Source organism: Photobacterium lipolyticum (assembly GCF_003026475.1).
Lineage (GTDB): Bacteria > Pseudomonadota > Gammaproteobacteria > Enterobacterales > Vibrionaceae > Photobacterium > Photobacterium lipolyticum.
In genome coordinates this window covers 231,084-256,873 of record NZ_PYMC01000004.1, presented here as the reverse complement: position 1 = coordinate 256,873, position 25,790 = coordinate 231,084, and the positions used below count along the sequence as shown (strand labels likewise).

Genomic DNA, 25,790 nt, shown 5'->3' with positions numbered 1-25,790 from the left:
GTTTTATTATAAACCGCGGCGCGCCCGCTCTCAGTCTTTCGCTATTTTTCGGCGATACCGACGCCATCAAGGGGCTGCTTGGGCTCGAACCTATATGGGACGGGATCTGGCCTGCCTGCGCCGGCACAATGACGGTTGTTGCCTGCGCCTTATCACTGGCCCTTTTACCCGGGCTGGCAACAGGGATATGGCTGGCAACCAGTGCCGCTTCACGGTTCAAAACCATCCTTGCTCTTGGCATTGATATCCTCGCGGGTGTCCCTTCGATCCTGATGGGGTTGTTCGGCTTTACCTTGATCTTATTTCTGCGCAACTGGTTACTCCCATCAGCCAATACCTGCTTACTGTTATCGGCGTTAAGCCTCGCAATGTTAATCATTCCCTATTTAGCCGTCGCAACCCGAACGGCCCTGCAAGCCTTGACCCCTTCGCTTGAGATAACGGCTCTCTCGCTTGGTATGACACGCTGGCAGACTTTGCGTCTCGTGCTGTTGCCGCAAGCAGCGAAAGGAATTATCGGGGGCATCATGTTGGCCATGGGCCGAGCGGCCGAAGATACCGCGGTGATTATGCTGACGGGCGCTGTTGCCAACGCGGGCTTGCCTGGAGGGGTATTTGAACGTTATGAAGCCCTGCCATTTACCATTTTCTATTACAGCGCCCAGTACCAAAGTGATTCAGAGCTCCAAATGGCCTTTGGTGCAGCGCTCACCCTTCTGTGCCTCACTGCCGCAATTTTTTCTGTGGCAGGTCTTTTGCAACGAACACCGTCATGGAGAAGCTAGTATGACGTTAAAACGGCCGCCAGAATTGGCCGGTAAGGTATCCAGTCTCACGATTTCTTTTGGCTCCCAACCGGTTATCTCAGACGTGAGTGTGGACTTTTATAAAAATCAAATCCATGTGCTTACCGGCCCGTCAGGCTCAGGCAAGACGACGTTTCTGCGGGCACTCAACCGCCTCAATGATTGTTTCGAAGACTGCCGAACACAAGGGGAAATAGAACTGTCACTTGATGGAACAACGCAGTCTGTTCATTCCCTTAAACCCCAGCGGCTACCAGAGTTGCGCCGGAAGGTAGGCATGGTCTTTCAACACCCACAGTTATTACCCGGCACGATTAAAGAGAACGTGCTATTACCGCTTAAAGTTGTCTGCGGCCTGAGGGGAGAGGCCGCACAACAAAAACTCTGTTCCGCCTTCAACCAAGCCGCACTCTGGGATGAAGTCAAAGACCGCCTCAATACGCCGGCCCATTCTCTTTCCGGCGGCCAACAACAGCGTCTTTGTTTGGCTCGCACACTGGCGCTTGAGCCCGAAATTTTGCTGCTCGATGAACCGACGGCCTCGCTGGATCCTGAAACGGCCGATCAAATCGAGGTTCTCATTAGTCAACTGGCCAAACGCTATACCATCGTGATGGTTTCCCACTCAGCACAGCAAACAAAAAAGCTGGCTGAACACGTTATCCGTTTTGAACATGGAAGAATTGTATGATCGATATAAACATTCCCGGTAAAGGTGACTGCCAGATCAAATCCCTAGTGCTTGATTTCAATGGCACCCTGGCCCGCGACGGAGAACTGCTCACCGGCATCAAGTCACGCCTAACCGCGCTTTCAGCCTTAGTTGATATTTATGTTGTCACTGCGGACACTTTTGGCTCTGTGTGCGAGATGGTGGATCACCTTGATGTGACCGTACATATCCTTGATAAGGGCAATGAAACGGAAGGCAAGTTAAACTTCATCAATCAGTTACAGCCAGAACATGTCTGTGCTATCGGTAATGGCCAGAACGATGCGGCAATGCTAAAAGCTGCCAATATATCCATAGCGGTAATTGGCGGTGAAGGCGTTTCGACTCAGGCGCTGCTGTCGGCAAATCTCATTACCCGCTCGATTGATGAAGCACTTGACTTGTTAATCAAACCGTTACGGCTTAAGGCCACCTTGAGGTATTAGTGGTACTGGTATCCAGTACCATTCACAGCAAATCATAATCTGTCCTCACACTAGTGACAGATTTTTTCTAGGACGTTGACTAGAGTACCTTGTTAAAGAGCGTTCACTCCTTGTCGAAACTATCGACCACGATTGCTCCCATAGAGGCTGGCATTGTAATGACTATTATACGTTTTAATGAAACGAAAGGAGCATCAAACAATGGTAACTTGTTTAGGCAAAACAAAACCAATGCTACGACTAAAGCCGTCATAACATATGCGATAAAAATCCGAGAAATAAAGACCAAATAACGTGATTGTATATCCTTTTGAAACACACTTTGATAAGTAAATACACTTAGAAAAATCACTGACAGCGAAAACAACATGAGCAAGTTGGCCATAGGCAACGTTTCTCCCAAGCGCCAAGCTTCCTCCGAAAAAGAGACAGGAACAGCAAGAGCAAATGCACCTACAAAAATCTGACTTGCATCTTCCAAATTAAAGTTAAATTTCATTTTAGTTCTCGCATGTTTGTATTACCGTTTAACGTTGTATACAACGATCTAAGAACATATATCTATGTCACCCAGACACTTATCATTTCCTTAGGTGCTGCTTTAGATAGTAGCACCGAGATAATAAGCCTAAAATATTAAATACAAACAAATATTCTTCATACGCCAATGCGATTGAATCCAATCACACCCCATTAAGAAACTTGTTGTAGTCAGCGGCGGGTTTAAAATACGAAAACCCTACTGGTCAACCGACTTTATGAATCGTCTATTCAATGTTGAAGTTATTTACTCGTAATTTAAGTTAATTACTGGCTAGATCTGCCTTAACTGATTATTTGCAACAGTCCCGTTTTTAGTAAGCTTTCCCCCATCATTCAGCCAGCATCATGCCGCGATACAAGGTCTATCACGACAGCTTTTGTCAATTGAGAATATCTAGTAATTGCTCAAAATCCAAACTGATCAATTCTTCATATGGTTACAGCACGAAACATCTTGGGCTGTGTTCACAAACACCTAACAACATGAAAATCAATGATATTAAGCGGTTTGATGAAATGTAACTCACATTAGTTCTTGATAAATTCGTCGGGAGGCGTAATAATCACATTTAAATTGTTTAGACCACTAACCAATATGGGCGTAGGATGATTACGACAGCACCTTGGATTGTATGCTCGGAAACATTGGCCAAGGATGAATACAAATGGGTATTTAGAGCACCAAACATTGGCGATGGTGAACCGGTGCATAAGCTTATCGCTTCATGCACTCCCCTGGATGAGAACTCGCCTTACTGCAACTTTTTGCAATCTACTCACTTTAAACAAACCTGCATCATTGCAGAGTGCAATGATGAAATAGCAGGTTTTATATCCAGCTATCTCAAGCCGGAAAACAGTAATGAGCTGTTTGTTTGGCAGGTTGCCGTAGCCCCTAAATACAGGGGGAAAGGGCTTGCATTTCATATGTTAAAAGAACTTTTAATGCGCGATAACCTGGAACAGGTGAAGGCGGTCGAAACAACCATCACAAAAGACAATCAAGGCTCATGGAGCCTGTTCAAGAAGCTAGACAAGGCCAATGATAGCCAAGGTTCAGTGACAACTTTTCTGGACGAGCACAAACACTTTAAGGGCAAGCACGATACCGAATACCTGTATCGCATCCCTCTTACTAAAACTCATTAATTCACTAAAAACATGGTCCCGACATGGATATCTTTAAAAAGCAAGAATCAAACGTACAATCTTATGCAAACAACTTTCCTGTTGTTTTTTCATCGGCAAAGGGGTGTTGGCTACATACCGAAGATGATAAACGTTACCTCGACTTTCTTGCTGGCGCAGGTTCGTTGAACTACGGCCATAACAATGCAGTACTGAAACAGGATCTGCTTGATTACATCGATAGCGACGGAATTACCCACGGTCTGGATATGCACTCACAAGCTAAAGCGGATTTTTTAACCGCACTCCGTAATCATATATTCGAACCCCGAAAGCTTGATTACAAAGTGCAGTTCACCGGTCCTACCGGCACAAATGCAGTAGAAGCAGCAATGAAGCTTGCTCGTAAAGTAACCGGCCGCACGAACATCATCACGTTCACCAACGGCTTTCACGGTTGTACCGCTGGTGCACTGGCAGCAACGGGAAACCAGCATCACCGCAGCTGTGCGGGCATGCCTCTGACAGGCACATCTCGTATTCCGTACGAAGGTTACGCAGGCGTTGATGGCCTGGCTCTGTTTGAAACCATGCTAAACGATAACTCAAGTGGGCTAGACAAGCCTGCAGCAGTATTAGTTGAAACAGTGCAAGGTGAAGGCGGCCTGAATGTCGCATCCAATAACTGGCTGAAACGACTGAGCACAATTTGCCAGCAGTACGAAATCCTGCTGATTATCGACGATATTCAAGCAGGCTGTGGCCGTACCGGAACATTTTTTAGTTTTGAACCGGCAGGGATTAAACCAGATATTGTGACCTTGTCCAAGTCTATTAGTGGTTATGGGTTGCCAATGGCATTGGTGCTATTAAAACCTGAACTCGATATATGGCAACCAGGTGAACATAACGGAACTTTCCGTGGTAATAACCATGCATTTGTGACAGCCACAAAAGCAATTACGGCTTACTGGACAAACCATGATTTTGAAGAGCATATTGCGCAGCGTGCAAATCAGGTTAACAAAGCGATTCAACGTGCCATGCGCCGTTACCCTTCATTATTTATCCGCGGGAAAGGCCGAGGCATGATGCAAGGCGTCGAGTGCAAGAGCGGGGCGATTTCATCAGCCATCGCCAGAATATGTTTCGAAAAAGGCATGGTAATTGAGACCGCGGGCCCAGATAACGAAGTCGTTAAATTCTTCTGTCCACTCACTATTAGTGAGTCTGAGCTTGAGCAAGGGTTGCATATTTTCGAGCAGGCAGCAGATATCGTCGCCACTAAACTGATCAAGAAAGCTTCTTAAGGATCTTCAGCATGATTGTAAGAACGATGGAAGAGTGTAGAAACAGCGAACGTCGTGTAGTGTCAGACAACTGGGAAAGTATTCGTATGTTGTTAAAAGATGACAAGATGGGGTTTTCATTCCACATCACCACTATTTATGAAGACACAGAAACTCATATTCATTACCAGAACCATTTAGAATCAGTTTACTGTATCTCCGGCGAAGGTGAGATCGAAGTGATCGGCGATAAAACCTACCCAATTAAGCCAGGTACATTGTATATCTTAGATAACAACGATGAGCATTACTTACGGGCCGATAAAAACAAAGAGATGGTAATGGCCTGTGTATTTAACCCGCCGATTACTGGTGCAGAGATCCATGACGAGAATGGAGTGTATCCGTTAGTGGAATAATCCTCTTATCAAGGGCAGTCAATGCCCTTTTCCCCCACGGATTTAATACAACGAGTAAAGGATTCCCTCATGAGTTATACCGTAGAGAAGATCGGCGGTACATCAATGTCAGCATTCGATGCTGTCTTAGATAATATAATGCTGCGCCCCGCCTCTCCCTATAATCGAGTTTTTGTAGTATCGGCTTACGGCGGTATTACCGATGCGCTGCTAGAGTGCAAGCGCACCGGCAAGCCCGGCATTTACCAGTATATCGCCAAGCGTGATGAAACATGGCGAAAAGCTGTCGCCGATTTAGAAATGCGAATGATACTGGTCAACGGAAATATGTTTGCCGACCCTGTTAATCGCCGGCGTGCCGATACGTTCATCCGTTCACGAATCACAGACGCCATCAGCTGTATCACTAATATTATGGAAACCTGCCAGTACGGCCAGTTCTCTTTGCGCCATTACTTGCCGCAAATCAGAGAATTTTTATCATCGCTCGGTGAGGCACACAGTGCCTATAATACGGCCCTGAAATTAAAAACCCTCGGGATTAATGCCAAATTTGTTGATTTGTCCGGTTGGGATGATAAGAGCTATGGCAGCCTAGATGACGTCATCAAACATGCATTTGCCGATATTGATGTGACTCAAGAACTGCCTATCGTCACTGGCTACGCCTATTGTGATGAAGGATTGATGAAAACCTATGATCGCGGGTACAGCGAAATCACCTTTAGTCGTATCGCTTGTTTAACTCACGCAGATCAGGCCATCATCCATAAGGAATACCACCTAAGCAGTGCCGATCCGCGCATTGTCGGTCCTGAAAAGGTCTTCCCGATGGGGCACACCAACTTTGACGTTGCCGATCAATTGGCCAACTTGGGAATGGAGGCGATCCACCCTAATGCAGCGTCTGGGCTACGTCAAAATAACATTGAAATACTTATCAAGAACACTTTTGAACCTGAACACCCGGGCACACTTATTTCACAAGACTACCAGCCTGAAGCTGAAATGGTGGAAATCATTGCCGGTAAAAGCAAGGTCTTCGCTCTGCACATTTTTGATCAGGCGATGGTTGGTAAGGCCGATAATGTCAGCTATGAAATGATGGAAATAATTACTGACGCCAGGGTGAAATTAATTGGTAAAGAGATGAACGCCAACTCCATTACCTACTATTTAAGTGGTGGGACAGAAAGCTTGAACAAATTGCTCTATACAGCAGAAAAACGCTATCCAAATTCAACCATTACCGGCTGTATGGTTGCACTGATTTCAATTGTTGGTGCCTTTATCAATACCAACAGCGCGTTAAGCAAAGGCATACTCGCCTTAACAGAGAAGCAGATTTCACCAATAGCGGCACACTCTTCCATGCGTAATGTGAATGTCCAGTTTGTTGTAGAAGACAAGCACTACAAGGCGGCGATATGTGCACTTCACTCTGAGTTTATCAGCCGGGCTGAAACGCTGACAAAAAAGGCAGGTTAGAGTCAGTGCATCATGATCCTTTTCTGAAAGCGAGCGGCTAAAATAATCGACCGGAAAATTGCCATCAAGTCTTATGCTCCGCTCGTAAATGGGAGTTTTCTGGTTCACTTTACGGCATTAATATTTGCACGCTATCGCTGCATCTGTTAAATGACGCCTGCATGCAAGCCTTTTTCTTTCATCCCTTTAAACAGTGCCACGATGTAGGGTGAAAATGCAGGAATAAAGGTGCCTGCCTTGGATATTTCTTATGTTAAGGGGTAATGTTGGTAAAGCTGATAACCTGCTTCTTAAGCCCTTTAAATCCTTCTAACTCCCCAATATTTCTACGAGACGTAATATCACCCTGATAATAGTAAGGCTCAATCTTCCCTTTATAGTCACTTGGCAACGCAAAATACAATTGCGCAGGCTTGCTATACCATTGCTGTGCGCTCAGATATCCAATTAGGGCGTGCTCAAATTGGTGGTAAGCATTACCCCAGTGAAAAGCCTTGGTTCGCTTCGGGTCTAATCCTACACCACCATATTGATGATCGACCCACGCATCCATGTATTGAGTTTGAGTGTAGTAGAGTTGATTTGTGGTGGTGCCATCCAGTAGATTGACCGTCATTGCTGCTTGGTCTAATTCAGCCCATTGCCAAGATGAGATAAAGTGATTGTAACTGCCACTTTTCCATGTTGGCACTTTATTGGAATTTTTCCATTTATTAAACAATGATTTAGATAGATATGGCTTAGCCTGATCTGTCGGCATTGAGTAGCTTGCACGTTCCATCGTGGTTCTCATGCCTTGTTCACCCAGCTTCTGCCACTCGTTTTGGTCAAAGTAGCGGCCAACTAAATAAGTCATCCAGAACGCCTTGATGGTATGGCCGTAATCGTTGTGCTTTGCATCTGGCATCATAACGGCTTTATGGTGAATTGCGCCGTAGAAGCGTTGCTCTTTTTCGGAATAGTACTGCTTAACCATCTGATCGGTTAGCCAGTAAAGATCGTCTCGCCACTTCTGCTGTACCGATTTAGGCATTATCGGAGTTAACAGCAACAAATAACCGTTAATTTGATCAAGCTGGCCGACCAGTTCACGTTGTTTGTGGCTCTGTTCGTCACCATCTTCTATCACCCAAAACAGATCACTGTTTGCGGCATTTTTATAGCGTTCAAAAATGAATTTCTGCTGGTCTATCAATGCCTGTTCGACTATTGGATCTCTGGTGAGATAATAATAGAATGCCAGCCCGACAATGGCATACGCTTGATCTTGTGCGGTTCGTTGCTGCCACTTTAAGCCCGGTTTACCCTCTTAATAAAGCTGACAAACCCGCCATTTTCTTGGTCGCGTAAGTCCGCTAATAAATAATCGACACCAGCTTTTGCCAGCTTCAATGCCTCTTCATTTCCGGTTAGGTGGTAAAGCACGCCATAGCCATATATCTGGCGTGATTTCATGCGTGTATATTCGCGGTCAAAGTAGGGATTTATCCATGACTTGTTTAGCTCAGGACATGGTTGACTGACATCGAGAAGACTGCCGTCGTCGCAACGAAAGGTTGGGAAATTACCAAGTGGAACACCTTGGGCGGCTTCCATCATCCAATATGGTTGAAGCCCTTTTGTAATATGGTTTAGCCAGTCGTTACCCGATGGGAGCGCTACCGTATGTGTCGATGATGCAATCGCGCCAGTCGAGCACAATGTAGCCAGCAATAATGTGCTACACGTTCGGCGTATATATTTACCCGATAGACTATATAGAAACGACATATTCATTTTTAAATCAATTCCTTACATAAAACATGAATATATGCATTTGGATTCGCACATTCTGTCTGCTGGTTCACAGAGTCGATCGACGGTTCGCATTGAACGCCATTAGCGATGTCTGTTATGCGGGTTTTCCGGTTCTGGCGGCAAGCTTATTGGCCAGAGAGTGCAGTTCGGGCAGCATGCGATAGATCAGGTGCAGCTGCTGCAAGACCATTCGTACTGAAGTACAGTCATCATCTCGCCACTGGCCTAGGCGCTGTTCAAGATCGTTATCGGTATCGGGTGCCAGCGCACAGACATTACCGGCTAATTGCTCGGCCAGACAATCGAGATGGGTATGAATTAGACGGTGAGCCTTTGATACCAGATGGTTTCGTTCATCTTCCAGGCGGGTACGATGTGCGCCCAGCGCGGAAATATAACTCAGCATGGCATGGTTGAGTGTCAGAAAGCGGAAGCTCTCATCGGTGGCCATACGGTAACGGCCCGGCTCGGCCAGCATATTACTGATCGCGGTGCTTAACTGGGCATCGGTGTTGTGGGCATCGCTGCGGGAGATCCGGTAGTTCAGGCTGTCTCTTTTGCCAATCCGGTACTGGCCAATGATCTGGGCGAGATAATCGCGATTGGAGGTGATCGCCGACGCCATCACTTTATGTAAGCGTTTTGCCTGCCAGTCGGGCAAGATGAAACTTACCGCCAGTACGGCTAACAAACAACCGAGCAAAGTATCACCCAGACGCGGCAGTATTACTGCAAACCCTTCGCCCAGCTGGTTGAAACAGAACAGCACCAACAGAGTAATGAATGCGGTTGCCAAGCCGTAGCGAACTGTTCGGAATGCAAAAAAGAGGACGCCGGCTACGACCATGAGTACGAGCTGGCCTTCCTGCCCCGGGAATAAATAGAGCAAAGGGATACCTGCGAGCAGGCCACCCAAGGTTCCCAATACCCGCTGAACCAGTTTCTGGCGCGTTGCACTGTAGTTTGGCTGGCAGACAAACAGGGTCGTGAGCAAAATCCAGTAACCACGCTCAAGATCCAGTGCCTGAATAATTCCATAACCCACGGTCAGTGCGATGGCCATCCGCAATGCATGGCGAAACAGCATCGAATCAGGTTTTAGCTGGCTGATAATGCGCAGCCACAGATCTTTTGCACTACGGGGTTCGGGATCGGCCAGTTCGGTATCAGGATCCGTTTGTGCCACATCCGGGTTGCTGATGTTAGACATTTGGCGCTCGACGGTTGCCAGATTATTGAACAGATATTCGAGCTGAATCAGGTACGATCGCCACTGTGGATTATGCTGGTTTTTTAAATAGAGCAGTGATTCTTGCAGTTCATCCAATGCCCGAACGCTCTCAGGCCCATGTTGATAGGGTTTCCCCATGGCCAGCGCACGAGAAATTTCACGGCAGGCGCGGGCTTGCGACGTCAATAAGCGTTGGAAGCGGAACAATACATCACTGCGGTGGAAAGTGGCGGCAAGATCCTGATAACGGTAATGGGAAGAGCTGGCACGTTCGTGAATATCCTGCGCCAGAAAATAGATTTTTAGAAATTTGTCGCCAGTGGCATTTGGTTGGCCACGCCGAGCACGGTGCAATAAGGTGGCTTTGGCTGCATTGAGTGCTGCCACTACGCGGGCATTCTTACTGGCCGCTTCTATGCGTAATGGTTGAGGTACCATGTTTGAGACCGGTTCAAACAGCTTACTTTTACAATCTAAATAGTGGGCAAATTCGCTGAATACTTTAGAAAGATTTTGCTGAACAGGTTGATTTGGCCACAGAACTTGCCAGATCAGCGACAGCAGACCGTACCAGGTTGCCCCCGCGATCAAAATGGTTGGCTGGTACCAAAGATTCGGGCTGGTGGCTGCGCCCAGCATGGTATAGACCGCCAGCAATAAAGAGGCAAAGGCGATGCTGGCATATCGGGCGCCCATGGCCCCGAGCATAATGAAGCTAAAGGTGGAGATAAATAACCCGATGCTGAACAGTACCGGATAATCAAACAGCATTTCGATAGACAATGAGGCAATCAGAAAACAGGCCAGCGTCATGGCCAGCCCTTTAATGCGACCGGTCAGATTATCTTCGGTTTCAGCCAGTGCGGCAGCAATAATACCTAAGACCAACGGGGTCACTTCCGTGGTTGCCCCCAAATACCAGCAGGGTAGGGCAACACCGACTAAGGCGATAAAGACCCGAATACTGTAGTTAATTCGATCATTTGCCCAGTAACGGCGTAAATTGGATCTTAAGCGGCTTTTCTGCATGTATGATTAACAATCTTCTGATAAATGGCGGCGAATGAACAGCTAGAATAATGGGCTGATTATACACGGGTTATGGTGCCCTAAAGATACCAAAGTTGCGATAAAACCCCAGAGAAACGGGTAGTAATGATTTATCAGCAGAAATTTTAATCAATTGGACCTCAAGATCTGAACTCTGCATCTTGAGGTTATTTGGGTATAACATAATTTATTGGTAACCTATTGCCTCTTCGCACATCGACCCGGTGTAAAAAAGGTTGCGGGATGGAATATATGAAGCTTTTTTGGGTGACAGAATGCGTTTAAGTGCCGGTTGGTTAGCACAGTGGTTAGTGCAGGGCGACTATTTCAGTATCGAGCTGAGTGGTAACAGTTTGATCCTAGATAGCCAGACAGAAGAAGATGTGATTCCCTTCGATGACTGGGACGGGGCGATCGAAGTCCGTCGCGGTGTCGTATGGGGATCGTTAGAGATCACCTCGGCGGATCAGCAATACTGCTGGACAGTTCATGGTCTGCCATGGCATCAGTGCAAATCCTTCGCGACGCTCTTGCTGGAAGCTTACCGTAACTGGGCTCGTGGCCGGGTCGATAAGCTGGACAGTTCATTACCGGATATGCTGCATCGTATTGATAATTTCGCGGGTCAGCAGGGCTACCTGCGCCAATCTGATCATCATAACTTGTGCCAGTTTCTCACCGATTCGCTGGGATCTACCGGGCTAACTCAGGAGCTGGCCGGATCCTTCCGTCCGATGGCGTTTGAGAAAATCGAACCCTGGCTAGACGATAACAGTGAATGGGTTGAACAAAATAACCAGCAATGGCTGGCTCAGGAGTCCGAAAAGTGGGCCTCGTGGTTTGATCAATTTGAATCATCTCCGCTTAATCCATCCCAACGCGAAGCGGTACTCATTAATCAGGATCACAACCTGGTGCTGGCTGGTGCCGGCACCGGAAAAACCAGTGTCCTGGTCGCGAGAGCTGGTTATTTAGTGGCAAATCAAGCCGCCCAGCCGGAAGAGATTCTGATGCTGGCTTTTGGCCGTAAAGCGGCACAAGAGATGAGTGAACGCCTCGGAAAAAAAGTTAACGACAAAATCAAAGTCGCCACTTTCCATAGCTTAGGTACTCAGATTATTGAGGCGGTAGAAGGCGAGAAACCCAATGTATCGCCGCTGGCGCTAGATGAAAAAGCACGTGAACACTGGATTGCCTCCCTACTTGCGGATCAGTGGGAAACCCCGGCCGCGGCGAAACGCTGGCAAAAGCACTTGACCCAATGGCGTATTCCGGGCTTTAAAGCCGATAACTCGATGGAGAAACAAGCCAAGAGTGAACAGCTTGCAGCCTGGATCTGGCGGCATATTGAATTACTCGGCCAGCGCGGGACAAATAAATCGGCTCTGACTCAAGACATCGAACAACACGACAATGCAGCCAGCAAAGCGCGAATGAAAAGTGAGCTTGGGCTGCTCTGGCCTTGTTTCCGTGCCTACGAGCAGTACCTGAAAGACAATAAACAGATCGATTTTAACACCATGATCCAAAAGGCGACGGAGTACCTTAATCAAGGTAAATATGCCGCGAGCTGGCGCTTTATCATGGTGGATGAATATCAGGATATTTCGCCGCATCGTTTAGCGATGATTGAAGCCTTGTGTCAATCCGGTGACGAAGACAAACCGCGCCCTACGCTGTTTGCCGTTGGTGATGACTGGCAGGCGATTTATCGTTTTGCCGGGGCCGACGTTAATCTGACAACGGGTTTTGCTGAGCGTTTTGGTGCCTGCCACATTACCGAGCTGGATACTACGTACCGCTTTAACAGCATGATCGGGGAAGTGGCAAATACCTTCATCCAGCAAAACCCACAGCAGCTCAGAAAAAATCTGGTTAGCTTTAAAAAACAAAAACGTAAAGCGGTAACCTTGTTATGTCAGGATTTACTGGAGCAGGAACTGGTGCAACTGGCCTCGCAGAATGAAAAGCCGGTTACGGTGCTATTGCTCGGGCGCAATAACAAACAGAAACCAGAGAAGTTGCGAGCGTGGCAGAAACAGTGGCCGCATCTGGAACTGACCTTTATGACGTGTCATGCCAGTAAAGGCCGAGAAGCGGATTTTGTCTTTATTCTGGATGTGAATCGCGGGATATTCCCGGCTCATGATCGTGATACCGGGCTTGCGGCCTGTCTTCAGGCGCGACATGAAGGTTTTGCGGATGCCGAAGAGCGTCGTTTGTTCTACGTCGCACTGAGTCGCGCTAAAAAACACGTTTGGATCTGTGCCGATCCAGAGAAAACATCGCCGTTTATTAATGAGCTAATTGAGGATAAATACCCGGTAATGAATAAGATCAAGCGTAATAAAAAAACGACCGCTAAGGCCTGATGAGATCTAATTAAACAATCAAATGGGCCAGAGTCATGGATTCTGGCCTGTTGATTTGACCGCTTAATGTTTTAATCTTAGTTGAATTGGTTTTGTCGCAGAGTTTAGTCTAACTACACCCGTACTGATTTCCACCCTATACATTGATTCATTTACCTTTCATTCTGCGGTGGTTTTGCTCGACGATATTGTTCAGATACTTGATTGAAAGGATTTCAATTAGACTCAGCATGTGTCCGTTATGCCAAAGTCCAACATTGATATGATGGAGATCACTCACTACTCCAGCTTGCGACAGAACCCTAACTTGCACTGACATTGCCCCATTTAAAATGGCGATAGGGAAGTGTTCAAGTTATAACCAAACATGGCGTTACTATGAGCGTATATCTTGGCTGTCAAACCTATATATTGAGCAATATCAACATTTTCATTATGCACGTGAGCGATATGCTGGTGTGGGATGTATTATGCCAAGCTGAAATCAGCGTTTATATTGCTGGAGAAGCATGAATTAAATTAAGGTCATTTTACCACGCTACACCTTAGTGATGCTCGTTGGGTATTAATTGGTTAGGTTTTTTACTGCTGCAAATGGCATAAAGGAACGAGTTAATGAAAAAAATAATATTAATTGTTGTCTGCATCATGTTTGCAATTGCTGCAATAACAAGTATTTCTTCAACATCTTATATTTCCCATCAAGAAATCGACAAGATCATTTTGAAAAAGTCACAGGCACAAGCTGAGCTGCTTGCCGAAAATGTGGAATATATATTGAGCACATCTTCACAGCCTTTAGATGATTTACAGAAATTGGTTCAATCGCTTAAAAGTCGTCCAGATATTAGCTATGCAATCGTGATTGACAAGAATGTTCAAGCGATTGCCCATAGTGATATCGAAAAATTAAACAAAATCTATGACGATAACTATACCGTAGATGGAGCAACAAAAGGAAAGCCACAATATTCCAAATGGTATGCAGACGTACAGGAAGTCTGGGTATACGACATTTTATCTCCAATTTATGTGAATGGTGAATTGTACGGTACTTTCGATATCGGTATTCCCATCACTGAAGTCAGCGAAGCGGCGAAAGGTATTGTGATTAGCCAGCTAGTCGTTATTTTAGGTATTTTCTTTATTTGTGGCTGCGTACTTATGTGGCTGCTGGGCAAACTGTTAAGACCGCTTTCAGGATTACAGCATGTGTTAGAGAATATTTCGAAAGGTGATGGCGATCTTACCATTCGGTTGCCAGTACGCGGCAACGATGAGATCGCCCATATTTCCACTGCTTTCAATACCTTCGTTTGCAAAATCAATGAGATAATTGTTCAAGTGGTTAAAACCGGTGTTGATCTTGGCCACTCAGCTACAGAGCTTCGGAGCCAGTCTCAGCAAGCACTATCGCGAGGCCACGAGCAAAGCGATCAATCTTTATTAGTTGTGACTTCAATGAATGAGATGATCGCAACAATTGGTGAGATTTCACAAAATGCTACCGGTGCCGCGGAATCAGCAAAGAGTGCCAATATCGAAACTCAGGAAGGGCAAAGAATCTTACAGGAAGCAACCAATACCATTACTGATCTTGCTGCTCAAATGAACGATATGTCAGGGGTGATTACTTCCCTGGCAGAAAGAACACAATCCATAGGCTCTATTCTTGAAGTGATTCGAGGTATTTCAGAGCAAACAAACCTGTTGGCGCTAAATGCGGCCATTGAGGCGGCGCGTGCTGGTGAAGCCGGCCGTGGTTTTGCTGTCGTTGCGGATGAAGTAAGAAATCTGGCTACCAAGACGGCCCAATCAACCAATGAAATTCAAGTTATGATCGACCAGCTACAGCATGAATCCAAAAATGCTGTCGATGCGATGGACTGTAGTAAATCATTAACCATTGAAGGCTCTCAGGCAACGAAAAAAGCTCAGCAAGCCCTTGAGCAAATTTCGGCGCAGGTCATGACGATACTTGATATGAATACGCAAGTTGCTACCGCTACTGAGCAGCAGTCTAGTGTTGCCAACGAAATTAACATCAATATGGATACAGTGGATAGCTCGGTCAAAGTTGGCCTGACTGCCAGCCGAGAACTAGAAAGATCCAGCCAGAAACTGGCGGAGCTTGCCCAGACGTTAGATCGTCATGTTGGCTCTTTTAAAATTAATCACTAACATGTAATTCCTTTTGAATTACTTCCTTTTTAGGTAACACTGATCAGTTGAATGCTTCAGTGGTTGGTTTAAAATACCCTCTTCTCTCAAGGAAAGAGGGGATTTTTATGCTTGCTCATTGGTTTCAGGTTCATGCTTAGGAAATGAAACCAATTAAATTGGATAACGTATCAGTGATTCAACCAGCCTGTTAGGCCTTACCAGGCCAAAAAAGCCCCAGGGCGGGGCTTTGTCCGTTTAAGCTTAAATGTAGTTATTCAGCGTTGAAGTACTTCTTATTAGTCAACAGCTCGATCATTACATGTACGTTGTCACTAAGTTGTTTTTCGATGCGGCCAGGGAACAATTCTTCTAGCTTGTCTATGCGGTCAAACTCCATGTGCCAGATTTTCCCCCACTTGGTTTCTGTCTCTCTGTTACATGCAGTCTTGGTCGCTTCATCGTAGCAATCCCATGTATCAGGATGTGTGGTTTGTGAATAGCCGTCGTATCCCCATTTGCCGTTGATGTTGTAGTTTGTAGATTCTACGTTGGCAATTGGAATACCTGCACATGCAAAGCCTGCGTGATCAGACCATGAACCTGTTTCACCTTCAGGATAATCAACTTCACCCTCAGAAGTAAGGACTTCAGGATGAATGTTGAACGCACCTTTTTCACCAAGTACATCTATTGAGGCTTGTAGGACAGCTTTACGAAACACTGGATCTGCGCTGTATGTCTTATCACTGAACCCGATTTTTTCACATGAATCTTTAAAATGGCTGTAGTCAGAATGTGCTGAGTGAACATATACATAGTCACCGCCATTGACCGTATCTTCGTTGATCATAGCGATAACGTTATCAAGCTTACCATTGGCATATGCATCTTTCACATAGTGAAGAGAGCCATTTACGCCATTTTCTTCAGCACCGACAAGTACGAAACGAACGTTGTAAGGGGTGTCGACTTCTTGAATTTTTTCAGCAATAGCGATAAGCGAGACGACTCCAGAACCGTTATCTGTCGCACCTAACGATCCCGTCTGTGAACCCGTTGAATCATAGTGCGCAGCAAGTACGATGGTTTTATCTGTCTTACCTTTTTTCTCAACAATGTAGTTGTTTGAGTACGCTATTTCGTCTTTACCTCTTGGTTTATAGCTAAAAGGTTGAACTGTCACATCATATCCAAAACCAGCAAGTTTGTTGTAAATCCAATTACCAGCTTCAATCTCGCGTTGTGTTGTAGTCTGACGCTGACCAATACCCTGTGTTTCGTCGGTCACTTCAACTAAATATTCCATTGCTTTTTTGCCGTAATCGATACTAGCAACAGAACTGTTATCGCCGGATTGACCAACTGTGTTTACGTCATCTTCAGAATTGTTACAACCGGATAAACCAACAGTGATAGCCACTGCGAAAGTGGAGATAATTGATACTTTTTTCATTAAAGTTGACTCCTGTGTTTATGCTGGCTCTGTATGCACTTGCGATAGTATTTACTGCTAGCATGTAATCTTCTGTGATATCTCTCGTATATAACTACATTTTCCAATATAAACAGTTTGATAAAGTATGGAGCTAATATTGTCCTCAAAGAATCATATTGGTATGACGAACCTGGTGTTTGCTGAAGATACCGTGACCAGATGAAATTAGGCTGCAAGCGCGTAAAATGCATCCCAAACAGGGGGGGGCTTGTTGCAACAAACAGATGAGGCAGCTCTATTCAGTGATGGGCTTAATGATTAGAACCAATAACAAGGACAGGCAAATTTAAGAGATGCCATATCAGCGAAGGAACCAGAGAATGATTTCTGGTGCAAAGTGTTTCCATTTAAATGCGTAGTTGGTCATTGAGTCGCTAGATTAGATGGGAAAGGCTGAATTCTTAGTCTTTCCTGATTTAATCAACAACGCCCATTACACTTAAAACATCACCGTTTATCAATGAGCTTATTGAGGATAAATACCCGGTAATGAATAAGATCAAGCGTAATAAAAAAACGATCGCTAAGGCCTGATGAGTACTATCCGACCTTGACGACCAGTTTGCCGCTATGGCGGTGGTCTTTCAGTTGTTGCAGGCCGTCGGTAAGTTGATCAAAAGGCAAGACTTGCTCAACCATCGGATCAAGCTTGCCTTCTGCAACGAGATTGCTCAGGCTGTTGCCGATATCGGCGAGGTGGTGAATATGCTCAGCGGTACCATGGGCAAAGGTGCCGTGCAAGGCAACTTCATGTATGCTCAGTGCCTTAGTGGTTGCCAGTAATGGCACTTGGTTGAACTGATCGGCGACCATGACGATTTGACCGTTATAGCGGATTAGGGCACTCATTATACTGCCCGATTTAGCCGACACACAGTCAATCACACTATGCACTAACTGAGCTTCTGTCAGCTCGATCAGCCGCATTGCCACATTTTCTTTATCTGGATCGATGACGGCGTCGATACCATATCCTAACAGTCGCTGGTGGTGTTTTTTTCCGGCAATAGCGTAGACAGTCGCCCCCGCCAGTTTCGCTAGTTGGGCGGCAAACCCGCCGACACCTCCCCCCGCACCGGTGATGGCAATATGCTGACTGGCTTCAACCTGTAACTTGTCATAAACTGCCAGCCAGGCACTGTAACCCGCACAGGGCAGCGCGGCAGCATGATGGAATTCGAGTGTGTCGGGAATACGGCTGACGGCTATTGCTTTGCAGGTGGCATATTCAGCAAAACCACCCGCAGATCGGGGGTCGGCAAAAAAGAGAACCCGGTCGCCAGGTTTGAAATTGGTGACATCTCGGCCCACGGTTGCGACAGTACCGGTAACATCAAGACCGATAATTTGCGGATACTGCCAGGTAGCATAGCCCCAGGAGGCTAGTTTATAATCCATTGGATTTAGCCCGACGGCGGCCACTTTAACGCACACTTCACCTGCGGCAGGAGTGGGTTTCTGGGCTCTGGTGAGTTTCAGACACGCCAGTCCTTCCGGCAGGGTAAGTTTCCATGCTTTCATATGCCACTACCTCATTTATTGCGCATCACATTCCAAGTCTTCGAAGTATCAATAACTGTTTATAATCTTATTTTTATATACCCAAGTTACCTCAAGATGCTCGTTTCAGCGAGAATTTCCAGGCACTAAGGTCAGGCGCTGATTTGCAGATATAGTTACTCTACATCAAAAATCAGCAACGCAACATTAGAGCCGGGAAAACTCGCCCTTCGGGAGTGATCCAGCCAGCCCACTTCGGTGTCAAATGCTCTCGAAAGGACCAGTCATTCCTTCGCACATTTTCCTTGAATTGAACTGGCTGGTATCACTCTGAATCCTGCATCTTGAGGTAACTTGGGTATACCAATCAGCATATATCTAATAATAAAATCTTGCCTGAATTTGGACTAATTAGTTTTCTCTATGATAGATGGGTTATGACGACGAGCAAAAGGGGGGAAGCGGGCTGGGATGTTGACCTTGGGAGGGCAAAAAAGCCTTCAGTTCCCTGAAGACTTCTATATCAATCGGAATAATTGTTCGATGGGTATTAAAGAGTGCGTTCAGCCAGATAGGCCTCGTAATCCGGGATCTCGATGTCAACTTCCTGATCCAGCAGAGGGGAAGTAATCATAAAGTTGGCACTGGCGCGGTTGGTCGCAACTGGTACGTTCCATACGGCAGAAATACGCAGTAAGGCCTTCACATCCGGGTCATGAGGTACAGAGTTTAATGGATCCCAGAAGAAAATCATCATGTCGATTTTGCCTTCGGAAATCAGCGCACCCAACTGCTGGTCGCCACCTAGCGGGCCGCTTAGCATGCAGTTAATATTAAGGCCTGTTTCTTTTGCTAGCAGGTGGCCCGTCGTTCCGGTGGCATAAAGCACATGATCCTTCAGCCTGTCCTTGTGCTCTACTGTCCAGCGCAGAAGATGTTTTTTATAGTTATCATGTGCAACTAAAGCGATATGCTTGCTTTTTTGCATGGTACGCGTTGTGACTTGCATGTAGGGCTCCAACCTTCTTATTATCCACTAATGAATAGAGTTATCATTTATAGCTGCATTAATATCAGAGCTCACTTGCGTTGTACAACCTAATTACTTGAAAGTATAAGCTGGCTCATTGATTTTCAATAGGCACACCCTAAGGGGAATATCCCCACACATGCCTAACGCACGACTTTATGATTAATCACATTAAAAGCCGGTCTGAACTCAGCAGGGGATAAAGATTCAAGAATGACCTGAGCGGGTAAATGGCTGGGTGTTAATGGCTCAATTTTTGGGGCCAGATCCAATTCAACGGGTTTATTCTCCAGATATCGTATAGCCTGATCGATAGAGAGCCTGGCTTGTTGGGCCATTTTATCGGTTGGCGAAAACAGAATTTTTCCTCGGCGAAGTCCGCGATAGACACCATGACTGAGGTAAGTTGATACGATCTTAATGTCACCTGTTTTCTTTCTTGCCCGTAATTCACTGATAGCCACTTCCGCGGCCACGGCACCACCTGCAATATAGTCAATGTCCGGATGGGAGGTGAAGAGTTGCTGGATCAGATTACGTTGCAGTTCTTTGCTGTTGTCAGCCCACAGGGTTGTTATGATTTCGATATCACTGTTTTTCACTGCGTCATGAAAGCCTTGGGTCACTGGTTTCGTTCCACCTCGTTGCTGTGGCCCCGGTAGCCAGGCGACCTTCACTTTACCACTGCCTTTTGGGTGGCGTTTAGCCAGAAAATCACCGGTCTGTTTTCCCATGAAGTACCAATCTACACCAACCTTCGCTTTAACATGCTGTTGAATGTCAGGATCATTCATGTCGATATCATTAATGGTAGCAAAAACGGGTATATTCCCCGTGAGTTGAGAGAGCATCCCGTTGTAGGCTTTGCTGTCTACCGTTCCTAAAATAATGGCATCTGCCCCCCATTGACGGCAGTAGCTTAGCTGGGTTTGTTGTTTTTCCAGATTAAGGTAACCACCCGCTTCTAACACCGTGAGTTGAATGCCAGTTTGTTTCGCCTGTTCAATCATGCCGTAATTAATAGACAGCCAGTAAGAATCCTTCAGGTGCGGATATACCGCACAAATTTTCCACGGTTTTGAGGCTGACTGAAGTGGCTGATAGGTGATTGCCTGTGGTTTCTTATCGGTCGAAAATGGTGGCTGATGGGTGATCACCTGCCTCCCATATGCTGAGTGGAAAGAGAAAAAGAGGAATAAAAAAGAAAATACGCGCATTTTGAACATCATTATTAGCATCTATACCTGTATCGCTGGCAAAATAGTAATGCTTTCTGTTATGGGGTTAAACCCAATTTTTTAGATATATGGTACTGATCTATGTCATTTACCCGAAACAGTATTGGTCGAAAACTACTGTTAGCCTTCTCAGCCATGGCTGGACTGATGATTATTGCCGTGGTCATTGGCGTGGCCGGTTTCTCGCTGGTTGCTAAAACCGAACGCACCGTTATTAATTCTGCCGTGCCTGCATTGGCTGAAGCGCGGCAACTATCTGATCTCAGCACACGTATTATTTTTACGGCTCAGGTGCTGGCAAAATCGAAAGACGAGAGTGAACGCCAACGGCAGGGGCGGGCACTTACTATTCATATCGAAGGGTTGAAAAAAAGCCTGATGGCGTTGGATCGGTATTCATTTGAGAACGATCTAATGACGCAACTGGAAGAAGACGTCAAAAACATTGTCGATAACTTAGCGCTGTTAGGGCTGTTAGTGGGGCGCCAGATTGATCTGCAAGAGCAAGTCCATCTTTTGACCGACGAAATGTCGGCGGCGACACAGCAGATTGATTCTTTATCGCAATCTCAGGTTTCAAATGCCAACACCATTGCTCTTGCCAACGTTTCACGTATCTATGATTTAGTGGCAGCGGGAGACAACCCGGCAGTATATCAAGCACTCGATAGCTTGGTCGAAGTCGATATGGATTTATCGGAGCGCTTATTCGAACTGCGTTTCTTGTCGCTTCAGGTGATTAATATACTTGATGATTCTAATCGACAGACTGATATCAAAGCCCTTTCCGAGTTGAAAGCGCGCTTTATGAATGCCGTTAGCGTGATGAGCCAACGGGTGAAATCGGTTGAAGATCCTAATCGTTCTTTGCAGTTGGGGGAGCTGACCGAAAGATTGAACCGTGGTGGTTTGCTTTTCGCAACATTGGAACAGCTGCTGTACGCCAAACAAGATGTAGAACGGCTTGATCAACAGAATCTGGTTTTGTTTCAGCAGCTAAATACCCGGGTTGATGACATCATCGATGCTGCCAATAAGGGGACTCAGCTTGCGATATCTGAAGTGGATCAAACCCTGACGTTAGCAAGAAGCAGTCTTATTGGTATCTCAGCAATTGGTATGCTGGCACTGGTATTGATCATGTGGCGTTTCGTGTATGCCCGGGTGATCCGCCGGATCAATGATTACAGCCAGGCACTGTTATCTCTGGCACGTGGCGACTTGGAAATTCGCTTAACAATTAAAGGTGACGATGAGCTGGCCCAGATGGGACGAGCGATCATCGTTGCACGAGATACCGCCTCTGAACGTTATCGTCTGGCGCAAGTTGAATCAAAAATCCGCCACGAACTGCAGCAGCATAAAACAAGTCTGGAGGATTTGGTGGTACAGCGAACCTGTGAGCTGGAAAAAACCAATGCTCGCTTAAATCTCGAAGTGAAGAACCACTATAAAGCGCGAGCTGAGGCAGAAAAAGCCAACCGGGCGAAATCTGCATTTCTCGCCACCATGAGCCATGAAATTCGTACCCCAATGAATGGGGTATTAGGCACCGCATCGTTGTTGGGGGATACCGGGCTTAATCATCAACAGGCGAAATACCTGGAGGTGATCCACCGCAGTGGTGAAACCTTGCTTGATATCCTTAACGATATTCTCGACTACTCCAAAATTGAAGCTGGCCACTTGGATATTCGTGCGGCAGATTTTTCTCTGTCTGAACTGCTCACCGACGTCTATAACATGCTTGAGAGCCGCGCATTGGCGAAGCGTATTCAGCTGATCAGCGACATTGATGAGCAGATCAGTGATATTTGGGTTGGAGATGTGACCCGTATTCGTCAGGTATTGGTGAATCTGGTGGCGAATGCCATTAAGTTTACCGATGAAGGCCATGTGAAAATTCAGGTAAGCATGAATCCCCAGCAGGCTGATGAGCTGTTATTTAAGGTGGAAGATACCGGGATTGGTATCGCCAAGAGTGAACAAGAGACGTTGTTTAACGCTTTCCATCAGGCCGAAGACGGTCGCAGAGCGATTGGCGGAACCGGTCTGGGACTCGCTATCAGCAAGCATATTATTGCGGCGATGGATGGTGAGATAGGTCTGCACTCCACATTGAATGAAGGCAGCTGTTTCTGGTTCACGATTCAACTGGAACAAGGTAAGCAGTCGCAAGTTATTGATAAGCAGGTAATGAACGTACCGTCGGCATTCATTTTACTGGTGGAGGATAATCCGGTAAACAGCCTGGTAGCGGAAGGTTTTCTCAAGCGCCTGGGCCATACCGTTGTTATTGCCTCAGACGGTAACGCCGCTGAGCAAGCTTATCGCGTGCATGAGTTTGATATGGCACTGCTCGATATACATTTACCCGATACCGATGGGGTGACACTACTTCACCGTTTGCGCCGAATTGAAGCCGCTAAGCACGGTGAATCGTGGCGTGAACCAACCCCGATGGTGGCTTTTTCTGCTCATGTTTTCCGGGAAGAAGTAGAAATCTATCTTACGTCTGGTTTTGCAGGTTTTTTACCTAAACCGTTGGTTGAAAAGCAGTTAATTGAGACCATCAATAGCATTCTGAAAGGGGATAAACGCGTGGCGATAGAACAAGGTGCACTGGCGGTGGAGGAGAAACTGGAAGAAACGGAAACGATTGAAGCTGACGTTTGCGAAGTGAAAACTCTGACGGATGAGCCCATTTTACGAGAATCCGTACTGGGCAATGATCTGCAGGTGTTAGGCGAAGCTCAGGTCCAGCGCCTGATCCACCTGTTTGCGACATCATCCGGTGAGACGCTGCAAAAGCTCGAAGCGGCAATTGAGGCCGGTGATATGAATGAAACATCCAAACAGGCCCATACCCTCAAAGGCGCAGCTGGTACCATGGGGCTGATGCGTTTGTACGACAGGTGTTCAGTGTTTGAAAAAGCAGGTCAAGAAGGTTCAGTGGATGGCCTGAACATTGATGAACTTGCAGACGTATTCGAGCAATCCAAACAGGCACTGGAAGCGGCGTTTATATCAAAATAATAGTTACTCAGTAAAGCTACTCTTTCACATAAATTATGAATAGTTGAAGCACCTAAGCACTTAAGCACTTAAGCACGTCATCCCGGAATCGAGGTACGAGATATCCGGGATCCAGTTCTAACCGTGTGCGCCTTAGATTCCGTATAAGTTCGTGCCTCACTTTACGGAATGATGACGTTTGGTAACTGAACTCGCCAAAAGTTCTGTGATGCAGTACTAGTTACCCACGCTTAATTAAGTACGGGCAGCATTGATAAATGCTGCCGTCACTTGCCCTGTTATCGTTTCTCTCTCTTTTCACTGTGTTGTTTATACCCAGTAAGGTCTCGAACTAAGATTAAATCGAGATCAATGTCTTGTTTCTTTAATTCCAATCCATCTCCTCTTAATGGCGTGATCACCTATACAAAATTAGATTCATCAGAGGAATAAACTGGATCGGTACCAATAATTAAAATAATGACGCATGGAGAGATACGATGAACAAAACTTCTGTCACCTTACTGTCGGCTGCGATCTTGTCAGCTTTAAGCATGAGCGCTGACGCTTGTACCGGCTTGATTGTCGGCAAAGGGGCTTCTGTTGATAGCAGTATCATGATTGCCCGAAACGAAGATTTTGGTATTAATAATTGGAATAAATATTTGGCTTATCGTCCGGCTCAGACGAATGAAGCGGGAGAGTGGAAGCTTGGCAATGGCCTGATAGTGCCAATGCCTGACCAGTTTTATGCCTATTCTGCGATTCCGGATTGGGATGCGAATACCGTTGACAGTGCGGGTAAATATTATGAAGAACGTGGTATTAACGAATTCAATGTGGCGGTTTCAGCCACAACCAGTGCAGAATTGAATGATAATGCGAAAGCTGTTGATCCGCTGATTGATGATGGCATCATCGAAGCCATTATTCCGACCCTCATTTTACCGCAGGTTAAAACCGCGAAAGAGGGGGTTGAATTACTGGGTCACTATATTGAAACCTATGGTGCTGGCGAAGGGAATAGCCTGTATATTGCCGATGTCAATGAAGCCTGGTTATTTGAGATCGGCTCTGGCCATCACTGGATTGCGGCAAAAGTACCAGACGACAGTTATGCCATGATTGCGAACGGCTTGCGGGTACATGGTGTAAATCTCAATGATAAAAATATCATGCACTCCAAAGGGCTGCTGGAATTTGTAACAGACAATCAGCTGCTGAAAGCTCCCGATGCGGAGTCATTCAACTTTGCCAAAGCTTTTGGCGTTATCGGTGACACGTATAATATCGACCGCGAATGGCTGGGGCAGAATATGCTTACGGCCTCAAACAAGCAGGCAACGCGCCAGCAACAGTATCCATTATTTATGAAGCCAGATAGCAAACTCTCAGTGCAAGATGTGGCGAACGTTCTGAGTGCAACCTACGAAGGGACAACACTGGAAGAAGATGGCCAACGTCCAATTCGTGTTGAGCGGCAGTTAGAGTCGCACATTATTCAGCTTCGTAAAGAAATGCCTCATGAACTCCAGGGGATGATCTGGCAAAGTTATGGGGTATTGGCTGAATCGGTATTGGTACCTTTGTATGGCAATTTACGGGACTATCCAACCCCATACACTATCGGCAGCGATACCTACACCGATGATTCGGCTTACTGGCAATTTAGAAGCTTGACGGCATTAGCGACAGCTAAGCCCGAAAAATATTTGCCGATGCTGAAAGCCATCTGGGATAAAGAAGAAACCAAGTTGTATAAGCAGGTCAGTAATATGGATCAGACCCTAAAAACGCTGTACAAGTCTGACAAGCAAGCCGCATTGGATATGGCATCTGATTATTCTTATGGTCAATTGCAGCGCACCTTAACCATGGCGACTGAAATTCGCTACAAAATGATGACTGACTTAACCAAAAGTACCGAGAAGAAATATTCAGAAGAAGAGTTTAAGAAAATTATGAGTTTGTGATCCCGACAGGGATTTTAAAATAACGAAAGCCTCTTCGGAGGCTTTTTCTTTGCGAAAGATAAAAAAAGCCCCAATAGCTTTCACTATCGGGGCTT

18 protein-coding genes and 3 pseudogenes are annotated in these 25,790 nt (G+C 46.1%); 12 read left to right on the top strand and 9 right to left on the bottom strand.

The annotated features are described in order from the left end of the window. Nucleotides 1-128 precede the first annotated feature (128 nt). Genes C9I89_RS08635 through C9I89_RS08625 form a run of 3 tightly spaced genes read left to right on the top strand, consistent with a single transcriptional unit; the run spans nt 129 to nt 1,964 of the window. A complete protein-coding gene (locus C9I89_RS08635; protein WP_245905441.1) occupies nt 129-785 on the top strand; it encodes an ABC transporter permease subunit in 657 nt (218 codons plus the stop codon). Nucleotide 786: 1 nt separating this feature from the next. After that, a complete protein-coding gene (locus C9I89_RS08630) occupies nt 787-1,497 on the top strand; it encodes a phosphate ABC transporter ATP-binding protein (RefSeq protein ID WP_107282934.1) in 711 nt (236 codons plus the stop codon). After that, the gene (locus C9I89_RS08625; RefSeq protein ID WP_107282933.1) at nt 1,494-1,964 is read left to right on the top strand and encodes an HAD family hydrolase; all 471 of its coding nucleotides are present in this window, start codon (nt 1,494-1,496) and stop codon (nt 1,962-1,964) included. Before C9I89_RS08630 ends, C9I89_RS08625 begins: the two co-directional genes overlap by 4 nt. A gap of 103 nt (nt 1,965-2,067) precedes the next feature. On the opposite strand, the gene C9I89_RS08620 is transcribed toward C9I89_RS08625, so the two are convergent. Beyond that, on the bottom strand, nt 2,068-2,463 hold the full coding sequence (locus C9I89_RS08620; protein WP_107282932.1) for a DUF2391 family protein: 396 nt from the start codon (nt 2,461-2,463) through the stop codon (nt 2,068-2,070). Nucleotides 2,464-2,582: 119 nt separating this feature from the next. On the opposite strand from C9I89_RS08620, the pseudogene C9I89_RS08615 reads away from it, so the two are divergent. The 5 genes and pseudogenes from C9I89_RS08615 to C9I89_RS08595 form a co-directional block, all read left to right on the top strand. Next, nucleotides 2,583-2,761 (top strand): annotated as a pseudogene (locus C9I89_RS08615) (IS6 family transposase); the annotation flags it as partial. Between the two features lie 352 nt (nt 2,762-3,113). Next, entirely contained in the window at nt 3,114-3,656 is a 543-nt protein-coding gene (gene ectA, locus C9I89_RS08610) for a diaminobutyrate acetyltransferase (RefSeq protein ID WP_107282931.1), read from the top strand. Nucleotides 3,657-3,679: 23 nt separating this feature from the next. After that, the gene (gene ectB / locus C9I89_RS08605) at nt 3,680-4,945 is read left to right on the top strand and encodes a diaminobutyrate--2-oxoglutarate transaminase (RefSeq protein WP_107282930.1); all 1,266 of its coding nucleotides are present in this window, start codon (nt 3,680-3,682) and stop codon (nt 4,943-4,945) included. An 11-nt stretch (nt 4,946-4,956) separates the two neighbouring features. Beyond that, nucleotides 4,957-5,343, top strand: a complete 387-nt coding sequence (locus C9I89_RS08600) for an ectoine synthase (RefSeq protein WP_107282929.1) — start codon at nt 4,957-4,959, stop codon at nt 5,341-5,343. 69 nt (nt 5,344-5,412) lie between these two features. Continuing rightward, on the top strand, nt 5,413-6,831 hold the full coding sequence (locus tag C9I89_RS08595) for an aspartate kinase (RefSeq protein WP_107282928.1): 1,419 nt from the start codon (nt 5,413-5,415) through the stop codon (nt 6,829-6,831). A gap of 146 nt (nt 6,832-6,977) precedes the next feature. Here the strand turns inward: C9I89_RS08595 and C9I89_RS08590 are convergent, their stop codons facing one another. From C9I89_RS08590 to yccS, 3 genes and pseudogenes are all read right to left on the bottom strand, one after another. After that, the gene (locus tag C9I89_RS08590; protein ID WP_107282966.1) at nt 6,978-7,076 is read right to left on the bottom strand and encodes a hypothetical protein; all 99 of its coding nucleotides are present in this window, start codon (nt 7,074-7,076) and stop codon (nt 6,978-6,980) included. A gap of 8 nt (nt 7,077-7,084) precedes the next feature. After that, nucleotides 7,085-8,601, bottom strand: a pseudogene (locus tag C9I89_RS08585) (AGE family epimerase/isomerase). Nucleotides 8,602-8,722: 121 nt separating this feature from the next. Further along, the gene (yccS, locus tag C9I89_RS08580) at nt 8,723-10,888 is read right to left on the bottom strand and encodes a YccS family putative transporter (protein WP_107282927.1); all 2,166 of its coding nucleotides are present in this window, start codon (nt 10,886-10,888) and stop codon (nt 8,723-8,725) included. Nucleotides 10,889-11,184: 296 nt separating this feature from the next. Between yccS and helD the strand changes: the two genes are divergently transcribed. Continuing rightward, nucleotides 11,185-13,281, top strand: a complete 2,097-nt coding sequence (gene helD / locus C9I89_RS08575; protein ID WP_107282926.1) for a DNA helicase IV — start codon at nt 11,185-11,187, stop codon at nt 13,279-13,281. Between the two features lie 148 nt (nt 13,282-13,429). Here helD and C9I89_RS22790 read toward each other — a convergent pair. Next, nucleotides 13,430-13,540 (bottom strand): annotated as a pseudogene (locus C9I89_RS22790) (IS6 family transposase); the annotation flags it as partial. A gap of 356 nt (nt 13,541-13,896) precedes the next feature. Between C9I89_RS22790 and C9I89_RS08570 the strand changes: the two are divergent. After that, nucleotides 13,897-15,462, top strand: coding sequence for a methyl-accepting chemotaxis protein (locus tag C9I89_RS08570; protein ID WP_107282925.1), 1,566 nt, complete (start codon nt 13,897-13,899; stop codon nt 15,460-15,462). Between the two features lie 253 nt (nt 15,463-15,715). Here the strand turns inward: C9I89_RS08570 and C9I89_RS08565 are convergent, their stop codons facing one another. The 4 genes from C9I89_RS08565 to torT form a co-directional block, all read right to left on the bottom strand. Continuing rightward, nucleotides 15,716-16,897, bottom strand: a complete 1,182-nt coding sequence (locus C9I89_RS08565) for a M28 family metallopeptidase (RefSeq protein WP_107282924.1) — start codon at nt 16,895-16,897, stop codon at nt 15,716-15,718. A gap of 582 nt (nt 16,898-17,479) precedes the next feature. After that, nucleotides 17,480-18,460, bottom strand: coding sequence for an alcohol dehydrogenase catalytic domain-containing protein (locus C9I89_RS08560; protein ID WP_107282923.1), 981 nt, complete (start codon nt 18,458-18,460; stop codon nt 17,480-17,482). A gap of 529 nt (nt 18,461-18,989) precedes the next feature. Then, a complete protein-coding gene (locus C9I89_RS08555; protein ID WP_107282922.1) occupies nt 18,990-19,448 on the bottom strand; it encodes a methylglyoxal synthase in 459 nt (152 codons plus the stop codon). A 164-nt stretch (nt 19,449-19,612) separates the two neighbouring features. After that, nucleotides 19,613-20,707, bottom strand: coding sequence for a TMAO reductase system periplasmic protein TorT (torT, locus tag C9I89_RS08550; protein WP_425440407.1), 1,095 nt, complete (start codon nt 20,705-20,707; stop codon nt 19,613-19,615). 81 nt (nt 20,708-20,788) lie between these two features. Here torT and torS point away from each other — a divergent pair, with 81 nt between their 5' ends. Continuing rightward, nucleotides 20,789-23,743: a TMAO reductase system sensor histidine kinase/response regulator TorS gene (torS, locus tag C9I89_RS08545; protein ID WP_107282921.1), complete on the top strand. Its 2,955-nt coding sequence runs from the start codon at nt 20,789-20,791 to the stop codon at nt 23,741-23,743. A gap of 479 nt (nt 23,744-24,222) precedes the next feature. Further along, nucleotides 24,223-25,695, top strand: coding sequence for a C69 family dipeptidase (locus tag C9I89_RS08540; protein WP_107282920.1), 1,473 nt, complete (start codon nt 24,223-24,225; stop codon nt 25,693-25,695). The last annotated feature ends 95 nt before the right edge of the window (nt 25,696-25,790 follow it).

Bases quoted from the DNA above. Each gene is read 5' to 3' on its own strand.
- torT (WP_425440407.1), bottom strand. From the start codon at position 20,707: ATGCTAATAATGATGTTCAAAATGCGCGTATTTTCTTTTTTATTCCTC.
- C9I89_RS08560 (WP_107282923.1), bottom strand. From the start codon at position 18,460: ATGAAAGCATGGAAACTTACCCTGCCGGAAGGACTGGCGTGTCTGAAA.
- C9I89_RS08600 (WP_107282929.1), top strand. From the start codon at position 4,957: ATGATTGTAAGAACGATGGAAGAGTGTAGAAACAGCGAACGTCGTGTA.
- C9I89_RS08625 (WP_107282933.1), top strand. From the start codon at position 1,494: ATGATCGATATAAACATTCCCGGTAAAGGTGACTGCCAGATCAAATCC.
- C9I89_RS08555 (WP_107282922.1), bottom strand. From the start codon at position 19,448: ATGCAAGTCACAACGCGTACCATGCAAAAAAGCAAGCATATCGCTTTA.
- C9I89_RS08630 (WP_107282934.1), top strand. From the start codon at position 787: ATGACGTTAAAACGGCCGCCAGAATTGGCCGGTAAGGTATCCAGTCTC.
- C9I89_RS08540 (WP_107282920.1), top strand. From the start codon at position 24,223: ATGAACAAAACTTCTGTCACCTTACTGTCGGCTGCGATCTTGTCAGCT.
- C9I89_RS08620 (WP_107282932.1), bottom strand. From the start codon at position 2,463: ATGAAATTTAACTTTAATTTGGAAGATGCAAGTCAGATTTTTGTAGGT.
- C9I89_RS08595 (WP_107282928.1), top strand. From the start codon at position 5,413: ATGAGTTATACCGTAGAGAAGATCGGCGGTACATCAATGTCAGCATTC.
- torS (WP_107282921.1), top strand. From the start codon at position 20,789: ATGTCATTTACCCGAAACAGTATTGGTCGAAAACTACTGTTAGCCTTC.
- C9I89_RS08570 (WP_107282925.1), top strand. From the start codon at position 13,897: ATGAAAAAAATAATATTAATTGTTGTCTGCATCATGTTTGCAATTGCT.
- ectA (WP_107282931.1), top strand. From the start codon at position 3,114: ATGATTACGACAGCACCTTGGATTGTATGCTCGGAAACATTGGCCAAG.
- ectB (WP_107282930.1), top strand. From the start codon at position 3,680: ATGGATATCTTTAAAAAGCAAGAATCAAACGTACAATCTTATGCAAAC.
- yccS (WP_107282927.1), bottom strand. From the start codon at position 10,888: ATGCAGAAAAGCCGCTTAAGATCCAATTTACGCCGTTACTGGGCAAAT.
- C9I89_RS08635 (WP_245905441.1), top strand. From the start codon at position 129: ATGACGGTTGTTGCCTGCGCCTTATCACTGGCCCTTTTACCCGGGCTG.
- helD (WP_107282926.1), top strand. From the start codon at position 11,185: ATGCGTTTAAGTGCCGGTTGGTTAGCACAGTGGTTAGTGCAGGGCGAC.
- C9I89_RS08565 (WP_107282924.1), bottom strand. From the start codon at position 16,897: ATGAAAAAAGTATCAATTATCTCCACTTTCGCAGTGGCTATCACTGTT.